Genomic DNA, 17883 nt, shown 5'->3' on the forward strand with positions numbered 1-17883 from the left:
GCAGTCAGGGGTTTTGTTTTGGGCGGTCGGAAAACGGGGAGAGAGCTGTTGGCCGTAAAAAAGATCCAGCCTGGTTAAAAGCCTTGCTCCCTGATCAACTCAATCAGTGCCCTTAACCCGGCCGGCACATGGCGCCTACCTGGGTAATAGAGGCGCAAGCAGTCAAAAGACGGCGTCCATTCCTCCAGTACGCGCACTAACGTCCCGTTCGCTAAATCGGCAGCGGCATTCCATTCCGTAAGATAGGTCAAGCCTAGTCCCGCCCTGGCAGCCTCAAGCATCAGAGTCGGATTATCCAGGGTCAAAACCCCTTGCACCTCGACAGCAAGCGCTTCGCCATGTCGCTCAAACTCCCAGTGATAGATCGCACCGCTGGGCATCCGGCTGCGAATACACTGATGGGCCCGCAGATCCATGGGACTGACGGGAACTGGGTTGAGAGCAAAATAGTCCGGGCTGCCCAATACCGAAAAACGTTGGGCCGGACTGATATCGACTGCGATCATGTCTTGAGGAACCGTATCCCCGAGCCGAATCCCCGCATCAAACCCCTGCGCGACGATATCCACCAGCCGCCCCTCAGTGACGATATCCAATTTCATCCGTGGATAACGTCGCAGATACTCCAGCAGCAACGGCATCACCTGCTTTGCCGCCCCCGCCGAGGTATTCAGGCGCAAGGTACCGCTGGGTTCCGCGCTGCGATTTCCTGCCTGTTCGAAGGCCGTGCGAATGCTCAACAGTGCAGGGGTAATGGTTTCGACAAACTCCGCGCCCACTTCAGATAACGACACGCTGCGCGTGGTGCGATTGAACAGCCTCACCCCCATCCGCGCTTCAAGCCCCGCTATAGAGTGGCTCAACGCCGATGTCGACACATTCAACTCGGTCGCCGCTGCACGAAAACTGCGATGCCGAGCCACTGCCAGCACCGCTTCCAACTCATTCAGCCCGGATGTATTCATTGTCCTGAAACGCTCATCAACTCATGCCGATTTGTACGGCTTATCAGCTTAATCATAGTGACTTACCGTAGGACGCACTAGCTCAGCGTCCCGGAGGACCTATGCAATACATCAACCAGATTTACATCAACGGCGCCTTTGTGACGCCCCATGGCGAAGAGCTTTTTGACCTGTTCAACCCTGCAACAGGCCAGCGTATCGGCCAGGTTCGATTGGCAAATGAACAAGACGCCCTGGATGCCATCGCTGCCGCCAAGCGAGCTTTTACCGAGTTCTCCCATAGCTCTAAAGATGTGCGCATCGACTATCTCAAACGCCTTCACGCCGCAGTTGAATCCATTGAGGACGCACTTACCGACGCGATTATCGAGGAGTACGGCGCCCCATTATCCCGTGCGCGGTGGATGGCCAGGCATGCAGCTAGCGTCCTGCAAGATGCCGCTTCAGTACTGGAGAACTACAACTTCTCCCGACGCATTGGCATCGCCGAGGTGGTCATGCAGCCGCTGGGTGTGGCCGGCTTGATCACACCCTGGAACAGCAACGCCGGTTTTATCTGCGGCAAGCTCGCTGCAGCGTTGGCCGCCGGCTGTACCGCCGTGATCAAACCCAGTGAAATGAGCGCAATCCAGACCTCGCTAGTCACCCGCGCCCTGCATGACGCAGGCTTGCCTCCTGGTGTATTCAACATCGTCACTGGCCGTGGCGAAACCGTAGGCGCCGTGTTGAGCGCCCATCCCGACATCGCAAAAGTGTCCTTCACCGGTTCAACCGCTGTCGGCAAAACAATCCTGCGGACCGGCGCCGAGACCCTGAAGCGCGTGACCCTAGAGCTGGGCGGCAAATCACCGGTGCTGATTCTCGATGATGCGGACCTCAAGACGGCCGTGCCCATGGCCCTTCAGGCCGGTTTCATGAACAGCGGCCAGGCCTGTATCGCCGGCACTCGAATCCTGGTACCCGAAAGTCGTTTGGAAGAAATCGAAGCGCTGATGATCGACGAGGTGGGCAACGTGCAAGCCGGCGACCCTCGTGACCCAGCCACTGCGGTCGGCCCCATGGTCAGCCAAAAACAGTGGGAGCGCGTACAGCGCTACATTCAGATCGGGATCGAGGAGGGCGCCCACCTATTGGCAGGAGGTCGCGGTTTGCCTGAGGGCATCAAAGCCGGGTGGTTCGTAAAACCAACCGTATTCAGCCGGGTGACCAACCAAATGGCCATCGCCCGCGAGGAGATTTTCGGCCCAGTGCTCTCGATCATTACCTACGCAACCGAGGAAGAGGCCCTGACCATCGCCAACGACACACCCTACGGCCTCCAGGCATACATCCTGTCTTCAAATCCCGAACGCGCCCGCAGGCTGGCCAGCCGTATAGACGCTGGCCGAGTGCTGATCAATACCCTGGCCCATGAACCTCTAGCGCCGTTTGGTGGCTTCAAGCAATCGGGTATCGGCCGCGAGTACGGCACATTCGGCCTCGAAGCCTTCCTGGAGCCCAAGTCGATCCTGAGCTGATCGTCAGCATAAAAACGCATGAATAAGGTCAACGGCTCAAACCAAAGTGCATGAACAGGCTCCATTAGCACACCGTTCAGGGAAATCGATGCAAAGTGTTTCTGCATTTTTGGTATGGTGCAGCACATTTTCACAAGGACTGATTTTTCCTCCGCAGGAAGCGGCGTCGACCTTATTCAACGAGATGCTGTAGAAATGCCTGAACCAATACCGATCAAGGATCACGAAAAAGAAAACCGCCTGGTCAACAAGCGGCTGCTGGCCTGCGCGCTGCTGGTAATCGGCATTACCTGCGCCCTGGTAGGTCGGATGTACTTCCTGCAGGTGGTGCAGTACGACTACCACTCCACCATTTCCGAAAACAATCGCGTCCACGTCCTGCCGATCACACCGACCCGCGGCCTGATCTATGACCGCAACGGCGTAGTACTTGCCGACAACCGTCCCAGCTACAACCTGACCATCACCCGCGAGCGCACCACCGATCTCAAAGGAGAGCTGGACGCTATCGTCAGCCTCCTGCATTTGCCCGCCGAGGATCGCGGCGTATTTGATAAGGCGCTCAAGCAAGCCCGTCATCCCTTCGTGCCCGTCACCCTGTTCTACGAGCTGACCGAAGAGCAGATCGCCGTGCTGGCCGTCAACGAATTCCGCCTGCCGGGCGTGGATGTCGAGCCGCAATTCGTCCGCCATTATCCGCTGGGTGCGCACTTTGCCCACTCCATTGGCTACGTAGGCCGGATCAACGAAAAAGAATCCAAAGCCCTCGACTCAGTGGAGTACCGGGGCACCCAGTCCATTGGTAAAACCGGGATCGAGCGTTTCTACGAGTCCGAGTTGCATGGCCACGTCGGCTATGAAGAAGTTGAAACCAACGCCCAGGGCCGCGTCCTGCGGGTGCTCAAGCACACCGACCCGATCCCCGGCAAAAACATCGTGCTGAGCCTGGACGTCAAACTCCAGGAAGCCGCCGAAGAAGCCCTCGGCGACCGCCGTGGTTCGGTGGTTGCTCTCGACCCGGCAACCGGCGAAGTGCTGGCGATGGTCAGCAAGCCAAGTTTCGACCCGAACCTGTTTGTCACCGGCATCAGCTTCAAGGAATACGCCGCGCTGCACGACTCCCTCGACCGTCCGCTGTTCAACCGCGTGCTGCGCGGGCTCTACGCGCCGGGTTCGACGATCAAGCCGGAAGTCGCCATCGCTGGCCTCGACAGCGGCGTGGTTACCGCCCAGACCCGGGTGTTCGACCCGGGCTATTACCAACTCCCGGATTTCGACCACAAATACCGCAACTGGAACCACAGCGGCGATGGTTGGGTGGACATGGACGCAGCGATCATGCGCTCCAACGACACCTACTTCTACGACCTGGCCCACAAGCTGGGTATCGACCGCCTGCACGACTACCTGGCCGAGTTCGGCCTTGGCCAGAAAGTCTCCCTCGACATGTTCGAAGAGTCAGCCGGCCTGATGCCGTCCCAAGCCTGGAAGCGCGCTACCCGGCGCCAGCCTTGGTTCCCGGGTGAAACCGTGATCCTCGGCATCGGCCAGGGTTACATGCAGGTCACCCCGTTGCAGCTGGCCCAGGCCACTGCGCTGATCGCCAACAAGGGCGTGTGGAACCGACCGCACCTGGCCAAGACCATCAATGGCGTGCCGCCGGTGGATGAAAACCCGATGCCCAACGTGGTGCTCAAAGACCCACGCGACTGGGAGCAGGTCAACCACGGCATGCAATTGGTAATGCACGATCCACGCGGTATCGCCCGGGCGGCTGCAGCCGGTGCGCAGTACCGGATTGCTGGCAAGTCTGGTACTGCGCAGGTAGTGGCGATCAAGCAGGGCGAGCGTTACAACCGTCTCAAGACCCTGGAGCGCAACCGCGACAACGCCTTGTTCGTCGGCTTTGCCCCGGCGGAGCACCCGCGGATCGTGATTTCGGTGATGATCGAAAACGGCGAGGCTGGTGGCCGAGTGGCGGGGCCGGTGGTGCGCCAGATCATGGACGCCTGGCTGCTCGATCAGGAAGGCCACTTGAAGCCGCAATACGCGACCCCTGCCAAGGCGCCGGGTGATCCCCACGTCTAAAGCCACAAATACACACAGGTGATTGCCCTTACTCCTACATTCGTCTAAATTGCGATTCGTTCTCATTAGCGCTAATCGCCATCATGCCCGAATCGATCCGCCACGCTCACCAGCCTGTTGCCACGCTTTACGGTGCCCATCACCGCTGGCTGGTGGGTTGGTTGCGTGCGCGGCTGGGGTGTTCGCATCAGGCGGCTGACCTGGCACAGGACACCTTCATTCGCCTGCTATTGGCCGACCGGGCCAAACCTCTGGCCGCCGACCTGAAGGAGCCGCGGCACTTCCTGGTGACCATCGCCAGGCGCGTGATGATTGACAGCTACCGTCGCAAGGCCCTTGAGCAGGCTTATCTCCAGGCTTTGGCCGAACAGCCCTTGGCCTACGCCCTGTCACCTGAAGAGCGCCTGCTGATCATCGAAACCCTGCAGCGCCTCGATGCGATGCTCGACGGTCTCGGGCGCAAGGTGAAACGCGCGTTCCTGCTCTCGCAGTTGCAGGGCATGCCTTACAAGGAAATCGCTGAGCAGCTACAGGTCTCGGTCAGCTCGGTGACCAAATACATCGCCAAGGCCACCGAGCATTGCCTGCTTGAAGCGCTGGACCAATGACCCTTGACCCGCAACGCCAGGCGCTGAGTGCCGCAGCCCAATGGGTTGCACGCCTGGCGGAGGTGCCCGGTGATCGCCAGCTTCAGCAGGACTGGAACACGTGGCGCGAAGAATCCCCGTTGAACCAGTGGGCCTGGCAGCGTGTGGAGATGCTCCAGGGCCAACTCCAGTGCCTGCCGGGATCCCTGGCCGTCAATGTGCTGGACAAGGCCGCCGATCATTCCCGGCACCTGGGGCGACGCGGCTTGCTCAAGGGCCTGGTGATCGGTGCCGGGGTGAGCGCCATGGGCTGGACCGGCTATCGCCAGGCACCGATATGGATGGCCGATCAGCGCACCACCACCGGCGAACGTCACACTGTCACCCTCGAGGATGGCACCCGGCTGTCGCTCAATACGGCCAGCGCCGTAGATGTGCGCTACGGCCCGGACCAGCGGCTGCTGATCCTGCGCGCCGGTGAGATCCTGATCGAGACCGCCAAGGATGCACGCCCTTTCATGGTACGCAGCGCCCACGGCGAGATGCGCGCGCTGGGCACACGTTTCACCGTGCGCCAGTTCGACGGCTACACCGCCATGAGCGTCCTGCAACACGCCGTGGCCGTGCGCCCGGGTGATGAGCTGGCAGAGACGGTGATCACCACCGGCAACGCCGTGACCTTCGATACCAGCCGCCTGCTGACGCTGCGCGCCATTGAGCCCGGCGAGGGCGAATGGGCGGCGGGGCGCCTGGTGGTGGACAACTGGCGGCTGGATCGCCTGCTCGAAGAGTTGCAGCGCTATCGGCCAGGTTACCTGGGGTGTGCTGCCGAGGTCGGCCACCTGCGGGTCTCCGGCGCCTATTCCCTGGATGATCTGGACCTGACCCTCACCGCACTGACCCGTGCGCTACCGGTACGGCGCATCTCCCGCACCGATTACTGGACCCAAATTGTCGCCCGCGGATAAAAACGCAAAATATTTATCCGCCGCCGTTGTCGATTTGCCGCGCCTCGCTCGACTCCTCCTGCAATACCTCTTCATTTCTTTCGGTCACCAGGAGTCAGTAATGCGCGCAGGGCAAACTTCAGTCGCCAATCCACCGCTTCGATCATTTCGCAAAAAGCCCCTGCAGGTGGCGTTGTTCGGCGTGTCGTTGATGGTGCAATACAGCCTTCTGGGCCCGTTGCTGTCCCCAGGCTCCAGCGCTGTGGCGGCCAGCCCGCAAAAGACCTTCAGCATCGCGCCCGGCCCGTTGGGGTCGGTACTGAGCCGCTTTGCCAGTGACGCCGGCGTCGTCTTGTCTTTTGACTCGGGCCTGACCGCGGGCAAGCAGAGCCAGGGCCTCACCGGCACCTACAGTGTCGAGCAGGGTTTCGCGCGTTTGTTGGCGGGCAGCGCCCTGAGCGTGGCGGCCAATGGTGATGGCAGCTACGGCCTGATCCCGCAATCCAGCGGCGCCTTGACCCTGGGCGCCACCAGCATCAATGCCGAAGGGCTGAGCCTGACCACCGAAAACACCGGCTCCTACACCACCGGCGCCACCAGTACCGCGACCAAGCTACCGTTGTCGCTGCGGGAAACGCCGCAATCGGTCAGCGTCGTCACCCGCCAGTTGATGGACGACCAACACCTGTCGACCCTCAACGAAGTGCTGGCCTTCACCCCCGGCATCAGCAGCAACCACCGCGACAGCGAGCGTTACTCGTTCTATTCCCGGGGCTTTGAAATCCAGAATTTCCAGTACGACGGTATTCCGTCGCAGGTGGCCAACGAGTCCCAGCAATACACCGGCGCGATCTCCGACATGGCGATCTACGACCGCGTCGAAGTGGTGCGCGGCGCCACCGGGCTGATGAGCGGCGCCGGCACTCCATCGGCCACCATCAACCTGGTGCGCAAGCGCCCGACCAAGGACTTCCAGGCCTACGTTTCCGGCGAAGCCGGGGCGTGGGACCGTTACCGTTCCGAAGTCGATGTGTCCGGCCCGTTGACCGAAACCGGCAACATGCGCGGACGTTTCGTCGCGGCTTATCAAAAACAGAATTCGTTCATCGACTGGTATAAGCAGGACAAGCGCGTGATGTATGGCGCCCTGGATATCGACCTGAACGAAAACACCACGCTGCGCACCAGCCTCGACTACCAGAACAACGACGCCAATGGCAGCACCTACGGCCATATTCCGCTGTTCTACAACAATGGCACCCAGACCCACTTCTCCCGCTCCTTCAACCCGGCCTCGCGCTCCAGCTACATGGACAACACCAGCTACACCTTCACGACGATGCTCGATCACAAGCTGGATGACGACTGGAGCCTCAAGACTGCCTACAGCCATCAGTATTCCTACCGCAAAGGACAGGGCGCGTCGGCCAGTGGCGGCTACCCGGACCCCGTGACAGGGCAGGGCGCGGGTGCCTTCATCTATCGCCTGGACAGCTATCAGACCCAGGACACCGTCGATGTGTATGCCACCGGCCCGTTCCAGCTGGGCGGGCGTGAGCATGAACTGGTGATGGGCGCCAGCAGTTCGCGCACGCACCTGAACTTCCCCGACTACAGCAGCGGTTCGGCCGATAACGACTACGGTCAGGTGGACAACATCTTCACCTGGGATGGCCGGCAGTACAGTCGCCGTTCGTACACCGAAGTCGGTGGCACCGTCACCACTTTGCAACAGACCGGCGTCTACGCCGCCCTGCGCTTGAAACCGATTGATCCGCTGACGATCATCCTGGGGACGCGGGTCAGTTGGTGGAACCAGGAGAACGCCGACCGGGACTACGCAGCAGGCACGAAAACCATCGATAAAACCAGGAAGACCGGCGTGGTCACGCCCTACGCCGGCGTCATCTATGACCTCAACGATACCTACTCGGTCTACGCCAGCTACACCAACATCTTCCTGCCGCAGACTTTCTACAAGACGTCTTCAAAGGGCTCCCTGGCGCCGCAGCAGGGCGACAACTACGAAATCGGTCTCAAGGGCGAATTCTTCAATGGCGCGCTGAACGCCAGCATTGCCCTGTTCGACATCGAGCAGAAGAATACTCCCGAGCAATCCGGCACCGACTCTTCAGGCGCAGCCGTCTACAAGGCCATCGCCGGCACCAGCACTCGTGGCGTCGAAACCGAAATCTCCGGTGAAGTGGCCGAAGGCTGGAACGTATTCGGCGGCTACACCTACCGCGAATCCCACGACAAGGACGGCGCACGCGTGCAGGCCAACCAGCCGATCAACCTGTTCAAACTCGGCACCTCATACCGCCTGCCCGGCAACCTCGACCGCCTGACCATCGGCGCCAACGTCACCTGGCAAAGCGAGATCTATGCGTCCTCCCAAATCAACTACGAAGGCCCGTACTACAAGGCCAAGCAGGACCCGTACGGTGTGGTCGGCCTGCTCGCCAGCTACCAGGTTGATGAACACCTGTCGGTGGGCCTGAACGTCAACAACCTGTTCGACCAGAAGTACTACGACGGCCTGGGCACGTTCAACTCCGGCTCCTACGGCGAACCGCGCAACGCGATGGTCAACGCCAAGTGGCAATTCTGACTCGCTGAAACCGGGAATGCGCAACCCCAGGGTTGCGCATTGGTCGATGTCGCCTACTGTCAATACAGGAGGTGTCTCATGCACGAATCAAATGAAATCAAACGTAAAGTCCTGCTCAACGCTCCACGCCAACGGGTCTGGGAAGCACTGACCGACGCCGAGCAATTCGGCAGCTGGTTTGGCATCGCCCTCAAGGGCAAACAGTTTGCCCAGGGCCGGGCCATTGAAGCCCCGATCACCTATCCCGGTTACGAGCACGTGGTGTGGAAGGCAAGGATCGAGCGGCTTGAACCACAGACACGGTTCTCTTTCAGCTGGCATCCCTACGCCGTAGACAAGGATGTGGATTACGACGCGGAAACCCCAACGCTGGTGGAGTTCACCCTCGAGGATCACGCCGAAGGCATCTTGTTGCGGGTGGTGGAGTCAGGTTTTGACGGGATCCCGGACGTTCGCCGCCAGAAGGCCTACAAGAAGAACTCCCGAGGCTGGGATGATCAGATGAACAACATCGAAGACTATCTGGCGAAATTCCATCAGCCGTGAGCTGATGGGGCGCCGCATTCATCACCCTTCGTGGGCGGTGCTGATTTCCAGGGTATCGGTGTAGGTCACCAACACGCTTTGGCCGACCTTGAGGTCTTTGAGGCCGGCGCGAATTTCCGGTTTCTCCACGGTCAGCACTTTGCTCTGGCCCGCCGGGTTTTCCAGGGTTACCTGGTTTTTCGCCAGGTCAATGTGGGTGATCTTCAACTGCACCTGTACCTGGCGGAAGGCCGCACCGCCCGGGTTCGGGTTATCCGCGGTGGCGCGCAATACGCCAGTCTTCTCGGTGGCGTCCGGTGCGCTCTTGTCGATGTCGGTGTCCAGCACGGCGGCTACCGAATGGGTCACCAGCACCTTGACCTGATCACCTACCTTGAGATTGCCCAGGTCCTTGGCCTGGTCGCTGAGCTGCACGTGCACCTTGCGGCCTTCGGCACCTTCGAGCACCACCTGATGGTTGGCGGCATCCACCTCCAGCACCTTGGTGGTCACCTCATCGGCTTCCAGCGACTTGGACAGCGGGATATCGGCAGCATGTGCCGTCAGGGCACCAGCAGACAGCAGGGTTGCCAGGGCAATTGCCTGGCGAAGAGGGCGCAATACATTCATGAGTGGACTTCCATGTGAGAGGAGCCTTGAGTCTAGTGGCGCGCTCGCGATTCGCAAATTCGCCACTGAGACGGAACGGCTACTTGATCACCACCGGATTCACCGGTGCGCCACTGCCCCCGACAATCTTCAGCGGGGCGGCGGTGTAGAGGAATTTCCACTGGCCGTCGTCCGCACAATCGGCGGCCAGTTCCTCCAGCAACACGATTTCGGTGAAGGCGATCCCCAGGTTGCGCATCAGCGCGCAATGCAGCGGAATCTGCACCCCGGACACCGGGTCGGTGATCACTTCGTTGGCGATGGTGTCGGTCACCAGGTTGGGGATTTCCATCTCGTGGAACCACTCCACCAGCTCCCGGCTGTAGGTCAGCCCCGGCTCCATCAGGTCCTTGAAGAACTCGGTCTTGCCCAGCTCATAAAACGCCCCCATGGACCCGGTGCGGATGATCAGGATGTCACGTTTTTCAATGGTCACGCCCTGGGCTTTGGCGGCGTCGAGCAGGTCCAGGTGGTTGAAGGTTTCGCCCCGGCCCAGGCACTTCTTGCCGCGATGGCGGGCCATGTCGATCAGCACCGCACGGCCCACCACGCCGCGTTCGGCAATCGCCAGCACGCTGGCCTTGGCCATGCCGCCAACGGTGGTCTGGGCGTCGTAGCCGTTCCACAGTTGATTGTCGTACCAGGCGTGGCCGAGGGCGTCGTACTGGGTCGAGCCTTGCAGCTGCATGAAGATCACGTCATCGGAATACGCCGCACCACCGGTCATGTGCGGCTGTTTGCCGAAGTGGTAATGGCTGTGGTCGAGGGTGTTGAAGCGCATCGACGGGTTGCGCGCCGGCCACATCGGGTCGCCGTCGGGGTGGCCGATCTGCACTTGCAGGGTAAAGGTCTTGCCCTGGCGCACCGAGGCCACGCCCCGCAGTACTTCGGCTTCAGTCAGGTAATTGAGGGCGCCGACTTCGTCGTCCGGGCCCCATTTACCCCAGTTCTTTGGCAGGCCTTCAAGCAATTCGCGGGTGTTCGGCTCGTTCTTATTATGAAGATCACACATAGCAATTCCGGTCCCTGTGAGAGTGAGTTACACGCAGCGCCCGCCATCGACTTCAAGGCAAGTGCCGGTGATGAACGCCGCTTCGTCCGACGCCAGGTACAGGCAGGCGTTGGCCACATCTTGCGGGGTGGAAAAGCGCCCCAGGGGAATGGTCGCCATGAATTTCTGGCGGTTTTCCGGGGTGTCCGGCACGCCCATGAATTCGCTGAGCAACGCCGTGGCACCCACTACCGGGTTCACGCAGTTGACGCGGATATTGTCCGGCCCCAGCTCCGCCGCCATGGTCTTGCTCATGACCACCACTGCGCCCTTGCTGCCGTTATACCAGACCAGTCCCGGACGCGGGCGGATCGCCGCCGTCGAGGCAATATTGACGAACACGCCGCCGCCCTGGCCGCGAAAATGCGGCACAAAATGCTTGGCGCTCAAGAAGATGCTTTTGACGTTGACCGCAAACACCCGGTCGAACTCGGCTTCGTCGACTTCCAGCATCGGCCGGTTGCGGTGGGTGGTACCGGCGTTGTTGATGACGATATCCAGGCCGCCGAACTGCTCCAAAGTGCCACGCAGCAGGGCGCCCATGCTTTCATCGTTGGCCACGTTGACCTCGATGAAATGCGCATGGCCGCCGCTTTCGGCGATTTCATTGACCACCCGCTGACCGCCAACGGCGTTCATGTCGGCGACGATGACCTTGGCGCCCTGGCGCGCGAAAGTCTTGGCGATGCCCTCGCCAAACCCCGAACCGGCGCCGGTGACGATCGCGACTTTATTGGCTAAACGCATGGTGTGTTCTCCGTTCTTGTTGTTGTGAGGAATCAACCGTGTTTGATCGCAATGGTCTTCAAGGTGGTAAAGCCCAGCAGCGCCTCGAAGCCTTTTTCCCGTCCATACCCGCTGGCCTTCACGCCGCCGAATGGCAATTCAACTCCGCCACCGGCGCCATAGTTATTGATGAACACCTGGCCACAACGCAGGGTGCGCGCCAGGCGCATTTGCCGTGCGCCATCGCGGGTCCACACGCCGGCCACCAGGCCGAACTCGGTGCCGTTGGCCAGGCGAATCGCTTCGGCTTCATCATCGAAGGGCATCACGGCCAGCACCGGGCCGAACACTTCCTGTTGCGCCAGGCGACTGTCAGGCGGCACATCGCGAAACAGCACCGCCTCCTGGAAATACCCGCCGCTGCCGGCCTCGGCAACCACCGTTCCGCGCGCGGCGACGGTGATCCCTTCCTGTTCGGCTTGACGAATAAACTCGCGCACCAGGCGCAGCTGCTTCTGATTGATCAGCGGGCCCATGTCCAGGTCCAGCGCCGAAGGCCCGGCGCGCAGTTCGCTGAAACGTTGGCTGAGGCGTGCGAGCAGGGTTTCGTAAATGCTGCGTTCCACCAGCAAACGGCTGCCGGCGGAGCAGGTTTGCCCGCAGTTCTGAATGATGGCGTTGACCAGCACCGGCAACGCTTCATCCAGGTCGGCATCGGCGAACACCAGTTGCGGCGACTTGCCGCCCAACTCCAGGGTGACCGGGCAGTGGCGTTCGGCAGCGGCTTTCGACACGGCAGTACCGGTGGCGGTGGAGCCGGTGAACGAAATGTGATCGATGCCCGGGTGTGCACACAACGCCGCGCCGGCTTCGTAGCCGTAACCGGTGACTACGTTGATCGCGCCGGCTGGAAAACCAACCTCGGCAGCGATTTCCGCCAGGCGCAGCAACGACAGGCTGGCATCTTCCGCCGGCTTGACCACGCACGCATTGCCCGCCGCCAACGAGGCGCCGACGCTGCGCCCGAAAATCTGCATCGGGTAATTCCACGGGATGATATGCCCGGTCACCCCGTGGGGTTCGCGCACCGTCAACACCGTGTAGCCGGCCTGGTACGGCAGGGTTTCGCCGTGCAGTTTGTCGGCGGCACCCGCGTAGTATTCGAAATAGCGGGCAAGGGCGGTGGCATCGGCGCGGGCGACTTTCAGCGCCTTGCCGGTGTCCCGCGACTCGATCTGCGCCAGCTCTTCATGATGTTCCAGCACCGCCACGCCGAGCTTGGCCAGCAAACGGCTGCGCTCCACGGCAGACAACCGGCCCCACGGGCCGTCGAAGGTTTCGCCGAGTGCCAGGCGCGCCGCGCTGATCGCCGCCTCGATATCGGCGGCCGTGCCACGGGCGATGCTCGAATAGGTGTCGCCGGTGCTGGGGTCGATCACCGGAATGTCTTCCAGCGAGGTCGACGCCAGCCATTGGTTGGCGATGTAATGTGCGTTGGTCATGTTTAGCTCCTGTTCCCTGCGACGCATTCGGCGATGGCGCGACCCACTTCGACAGTGCTGGCGCTGCCGCCCATTTCCCGGGTGCGCGGGCCTTCGGCAAGCACCGTTTCGATGGCGGACACGATGGCTGCCGCCGCTTCCTGGTAAAGCGGATCACCGTCGCCCAGGTGCTCGATCATCAGCGCGGCCGACCAGATCTGCCCGATGGGATTGGCGACACCGAGCCCGGCAATATCCGGCGCGGAACCGTGCACCGGCTCGAACAGCGACGGGTAGCGCCGCTCGGGATTGAGGTTGGCCGACGGCGCAATGCCGATGGTGCCGGTGCACGCCGGGCCGAGGTCGGAAAGGATGTCGCCGAAGAGGTTGGAGGCCACCACCACATCGAACCAGTCGGGATGCTGCACGAAGTGCGCGCACAGAATGTCGATGTGGAACTTGGCGGTCTTCACGTCCGGGTAGCGCCGGGCAACTTCGTTAACCCGCTCGTCCCAGAACGGCATGGTGATCGAGATACCATTGGATTTGGTCGCCGCCACCAGGTTTTTCCGCGGGCGCTGTTGCGCCAGTTTGAAGGCGTAGTCCACCACGCGGTCCACGCCTTCGCGGGAGAAGATCGACTCCTGCACCGCGATTTCCCGCGCCGTGCCTTCCCACATGCGGCCGCCAACGCTGGAGTATTCGCCCTCGGTATTTTCCCGCACCACGATAAAGTCGATGTCCCCCGGCACGCGGCCGGCCAGCGGGCAGGGCACGCCGGGCATCAGGCGCACCGGGCGGATATTCACGTATTGATCGAACTGGCGGCGGATCTTCAGCAGCGACTCCCACACCGCAGTGTGGTCGGCAATGATGTCGGGCGCACCCACCGCGCCGAAGAAGATCGCGTCATGGCTGCCGATCTGTTCGGCCCAGTCGTCGGGCATCATCGTGCCGTGGGCCAGGTAGTGTTCGCTGCACCAGGCAAAGTGGTCGAAGTGAAAGTGAATACCGAAGCGCCGGCTGACAGCGTCCAGTACCCGCAGGCCTTCGGGCACCACTTCGCGGCCGATGCCGTCGCCGGGAATCACGGCGATGCGGTGGGTGGGGCGGGTGTGGGATTGGGACACGCCGTGTCTCCTGTCTTGTTTTTATAGGAAGGTCTGGCGGGGGCATTCTTGGCACAGCTGTGACAACAGGGGAATTGCTAATTGTGGAATCGGCCTTCGCAAAATTCGAAGGCCAAAGGTTTACGCAGGGTTGGCGCTCAGGTAGTCGAACAGTGCCAGGCTCGTCAGTGACGGCTGTTCCTTGCGCATGCACAGGTACATCTGCCGGTCGGCCCAGCTGTCGTCGATTTCGATAAAGCGCAAGGCCATCTCCTTGCGGAAGATCTGCACCGCGCCCTGTGGCAACACGCCCACACCCTGGCCGGCGGCGATCAAGCGGCACACTGCTTCGAAACTGCGCACCTGCATCCGCAACCGCAACGGCATGCCAATCGCAGCGGCGGCTTCGGTAATCAGCGGCGTGATGGCGGCGTTGTCCTCCAGCCCGACGAAGTCATAGCCGAGCAAATCCTCGAAGCGCGCATGGCGCATTTTCAACGGATGATCATGGGGCACGATCAGGCACAGGCGGTCCTGGCAGTAGGGCTCGAACCGCAGCTCTTCGCTGGGGCGGGTGGTGACGATACCGACATCCGCCACGCCCTCGCGCACGGCCTGGAGGATCTCCCGGCTGCGCTCCTCGCGAATATCCAGGCGGATGCCCGGGTGCAAGGTGTTCCACTGGGTCAGTTGGCGCGGCAGTTCCTGGCTCATCGCCGAACTGTTGGCGTACAGGCAAACCCGGCCGGTGGCGCCCTTGGCGTAATCGGCGAGATCGGCGTGCATGCCGTCCACGGCCCGCAGGATCGATTGTGCATGCTGGGCCAATACTTCCCCGGCTGCCGTCGGTGAAACGCCGGTGGAGGTGCGGGTCAGCAGGGCGACCTTGAAGTGCTGCTCCAGCAGCGACAGGCGTCGGCTGGCGGCAGAGAGGGAGAGATGGGATTGCTCGGCCGCCCGGGACAGGTTGCCCAGCTTGACCGCCTTGAGGAACAGCTCGATGGAAGTGAGGTCGGGGGACATGCCGGGGTCCTTGTGCGCAGTGGTTGGGAAACTACGCAGTTGGCGTTCGGCTGTCCAATGTCCGGCAAACAACCCGGGTGCAGGCAGATCTGCTTTCTGTGGGAGCTGGCTTGCCTGCGATAGCATCACCGAGGTGCATCTGACACACCGAGGTGCCCGCATCGCAGGCAAGCCAGCGCCCACATTGACAGGGGTTAGAAGTCGATACTGGCCGACAGCTTGGCCACGCGCGGGTCACCTTGGGTCAGGTATCCGCCGAGTGCCGATTCCCAGTACTTGGTATTGGCGACGTTCTCCACAGTGGCGCCGAGGGTGACGTCTCGCTGGTCCACCTTGAAGGTGTAGCGGGCGCCCACGTCGAAGCGGTTCCAGGCGGGCAGGCTGAGGTTGTTGGCCGCGTCGGCATATTGGCCGCCGGTGCGCAGCATCCGTCCGTTGACTGTCACGCCTTGCAGGCCTGGTACATCCCAGTCCACGCCGGCATTCAGTTGGAAGGTCGGTACGCCGATGGCGCGGTTGCCGTCGTTGGCGCCGTTCTGGGTGCCGTGGACTTCGGTGTGGATGATGGTTGCGCCGCCCAGCAGGCGCAGGCCGGCGATCGGTTCACCGAACACGTTGAGCTCAACGCCTTTGTTGACTTGCTCGCCCTGGCGAACATAGGTGGCGCTCAAGCCGTCGGCGCTGAGTTGTGAGTAACCGTCGGTTGGTTGCTCGATGCGATACACACCCAGGGTTGCGCCATAGGTACCCATGTCAAGCTTGACCCCGGCTTCGGTCTGTTTCGAGCGCGCCGGGGCATAGGCCTGGCCGGCGTTGGTAATGGGTGCGGTGCCGGCGTTCTGAGGTGCGGTCGGGCCCTGGGCCAAGCCTTCGATATGGTTGGCATAGAACGACACGTGGTCCCACGGCTTGAACACCAGGCCGTACACCGGTGTGGTGATCGACTTGTCGTAATTGGCGTTACGTGGGCCCGACCCGTAGGCATACCCTTGGACCACCAGTTCCTGGCGGCGCAACCCGGCGGTCACCAGCAAGCGATCATCCATAAAGCCCAGGGTGTCCGACACCGCTGCACTGCGGGCGAAGGTCTTGGCGGTGATGCCCGGATCGTTCAGGTCGCCGCCGACGAAACTGCCCTTGACCGGTTCGGCAACGTCCACCGGGTTATAGATATTGCTGGCGTGGCCGTTGAGGTCGAAGTCATAGGCGTTGCGCGTCTGGGCCCAGATCCCGGTCAACCCGAAGTTCAGTTTGTGGCTGACAGCGCCGGTCTGGAACTTGCCATTCAAGCCCGCCATCAGGCTGGTGTTGTCTTCCTGGTGGGCGATGCGCGAGCCGCTGACGGTGGCATTGCCCAGGGTGTCATTCAACGTGACCGAGGAGTAACGGCCAATCTCGTTGGTGTGCTTGGCGCCGCCTGCGATGTAGGCGGTCCAGTTGTCATTCAGGTCGTACTCGGCGCGCAACATGCCGAAAGTGTCTTCCAGGCTGCTGGTGCCCCAGCTCGGCGCGTAGTTGGTGTCGGCCGAAGGCGCGTTGGGGATATGGGGCAGGTTCTGGCCGAGCAACACGGTGTTGCGCCCGCCATTGATCTGCTGTTTCGAGTAGACAAAGTCTCCCGACAAACGCAGCGCATCACCGCGATAGTCCAGGCCAACCGCAAACAGCTTCGAACGCTGGCTCTCGTCATCGATCCCGGTGTCGCCTTCGCGCTGGGAAATATTCACCCGTGCGCCAAAACGATTGTCCTCGCCAAAACGTTGCCCGATATCCAGGTGCTCGCCGACCCGGCCATCGCTGCTGATGTCGGTGCTGAAACGCCGCAACGGCACATCATCGGCGCGCTTGGGTTGCAGGTTCACGCCGCCGCCAATCCCGGAACCGCCGGGCGTCACGCCATTGATAAAGGCGTTGGGGCCCTTGAACACTTCAACCCGCTCCAGGGCGTCGGTGGACATGATCTGGCGCGGCAGGATGCCGTACAGACCGTTGAACGAAATGTCATCGCCGTTCAGCGGCAGGCCACGGATCACAAAGGCCTGGGCCTGGTTCGCGTACCCCGACGCCTGGCGCACGGACGAATCGTTGAGCAGCACATCGCCGACGTTCTCGGCCTGCTGGTCACGGATCAATTTTTCGGTGTAGGAAGACATGCTGAAGGGCACGTCCATGATGTCCTGGTTGCCCAGCACCCCCAGTTGCCCGCCGCGGGCGACCTGGCCGCCGGCGTACACCGTGGGCAGGGCGTTGGGCGTGGCCGCGTCGGCGCTGATGGTGGTAGCGCCCAGTTCCAGAGCCTTGCCGTCCTGACTGTTGTTCGCATCCTGCGGGGTTTCTGGAGTGGCGGCGTGAGCGGCGAGGCTCAGGGAGCAGCAAAGGGCGAGCAGGGTAGGGCGAAACGGCACAGCCAAACGGGTGGAAGTGGGCATGGTCGATCCTGACGGCGAACCGTCAATGTGAGGAAAAGGGCAACAACGTTGCGCGTCCTCGCTGCGCGGATACGACTCCGGTGCGAATGATAGTAATTGTCATTAATGTTCTGCAACAAGTTTGTGAGATTACTCTCTCCGTATACGTAGGCCAT

The 17883-nt window shown here is 61.7% G+C and carries 14 protein-coding genes; 6 read left to right on the forward strand and 8 right to left on the reverse strand.

The window, feature by feature from the left end:
* Positions 1–74 precede the first annotated feature (74 nt).
* Complete coding sequence (locus tag HX815_RS28795; protein ID WP_177029321.1) at positions 75–965, reverse strand: LysR family transcriptional regulator; 891 nt, start codon at positions 963–965, stop codon at positions 75–77.
* 101 nt (positions 966–1066) lie between these two features.
* On the opposite strand from HX815_RS28795, the gene HX815_RS28800 reads away from it, so the two are divergent.
* From HX815_RS28800 to HX815_RS28825, 6 genes are all read left to right on the forward strand, one after another.
* Positions 1067–2482: an aldehyde dehydrogenase family protein gene (locus HX815_RS28800; RefSeq protein ID WP_177029322.1), complete on the forward strand. Its 1416-nt coding sequence runs from the start codon at positions 1067–1069 to the stop codon at positions 2480–2482.
* Positions 2483–2677: 195 nt separating this feature from the next.
* On the forward strand, positions 2678–4570 hold the full coding sequence (gene mrdA, locus HX815_RS28805) for a penicillin-binding protein 2 (protein WP_003208249.1): 1893 nt from the start codon (positions 2678–2680) through the stop codon (positions 4568–4570).
* A gap of 83 nt (positions 4571–4653) precedes the next feature.
* Positions 4654–5178, forward strand: coding sequence for a sigma-70 family RNA polymerase sigma factor (locus HX815_RS28810; RefSeq protein ID WP_008434587.1), 525 nt, complete (start codon positions 4654–4656; stop codon positions 5176–5178).
* Positions 5175–6125, forward strand: a complete 951-nt coding sequence (locus tag HX815_RS28815; protein WP_008434584.1) for a FecR domain-containing protein — start codon at positions 5175–5177, stop codon at positions 6123–6125. Before HX815_RS28810 ends, HX815_RS28815 begins: the two co-directional genes overlap by 4 nt.
* 100 nt (positions 6126–6225) lie before the next feature.
* On the forward strand, positions 6226–8715 hold the full coding sequence (locus tag HX815_RS28820; protein ID WP_087695323.1) for a TonB-dependent receptor: 2490 nt from the start codon (positions 6226–6228) through the stop codon (positions 8713–8715).
* A 78-nt stretch (positions 8716–8793) separates the two neighbouring features.
* Complete coding sequence (locus HX815_RS28825) at positions 8794–9261, forward strand: SRPBCC family protein (protein ID WP_177029323.1); 468 nt, start codon at positions 8794–8796, stop codon at positions 9259–9261.
* A gap of 21 nt (positions 9262–9282) precedes the next feature.
* On the opposite strand, the gene HX815_RS28830 is transcribed toward HX815_RS28825, so the two are convergent.
* The 7 genes from HX815_RS28830 to HX815_RS28860 form a co-directional block, all read right to left on the reverse strand.
* Positions 9283–9870, reverse strand: coding sequence for a hypothetical protein (locus HX815_RS28830; RefSeq protein ID WP_003208246.1), 588 nt, complete (start codon positions 9868–9870; stop codon positions 9283–9285).
* A gap of 79 nt (positions 9871–9949) precedes the next feature.
* Positions 9950–10921, reverse strand: a complete 972-nt coding sequence (locus HX815_RS28835; RefSeq protein WP_087695324.1) for a cyclase family protein — start codon at positions 10919–10921, stop codon at positions 9950–9952.
* 27 nt (positions 10922–10948) lie between these two features.
* A complete protein-coding gene (locus HX815_RS28840) occupies positions 10949–11707 on the reverse strand; it encodes an SDR family oxidoreductase (RefSeq protein WP_008434578.1) in 759 nt (252 codons plus the stop codon).
* Positions 11708–11739: 32 nt separating this feature from the next.
* Positions 11740–13188, reverse strand: coding sequence for an aldehyde dehydrogenase family protein (locus HX815_RS28845; protein ID WP_177029324.1), 1449 nt, complete (start codon positions 13186–13188; stop codon positions 11740–11742).
* Between the two features lie 2 nt (positions 13189–13190).
* Positions 13191–14297, reverse strand: a complete 1107-nt coding sequence (locus HX815_RS28850; protein WP_177029325.1) for a tartrate dehydrogenase — start codon at positions 14295–14297, stop codon at positions 13191–13193.
* A 120-nt stretch (positions 14298–14417) separates the two neighbouring features.
* Positions 14418–15299 (reverse strand): LysR family transcriptional regulator, encoded by an 882-nt coding sequence (locus HX815_RS28855; RefSeq protein WP_177029326.1) that lies wholly within the window; start codon positions 15297–15299, stop codon positions 14418–14420.
* 194 nt (positions 15300–15493) lie between these two features.
* Positions 15494–17728, reverse strand: coding sequence for a TonB-dependent siderophore receptor (locus HX815_RS28860; RefSeq protein ID WP_177029327.1), 2235 nt, complete (start codon positions 17726–17728; stop codon positions 15494–15496).
* Positions 17729–17883: the final 155 nt, after the last annotated feature.

Origin of the sequence: Pseudomonas sp. E6002, from assembly GCF_013385565.1 — a bacterium.
Lineage (GTDB): Bacteria > Pseudomonadota > Gammaproteobacteria > Pseudomonadales > Pseudomonadaceae > Aquipseudomonas.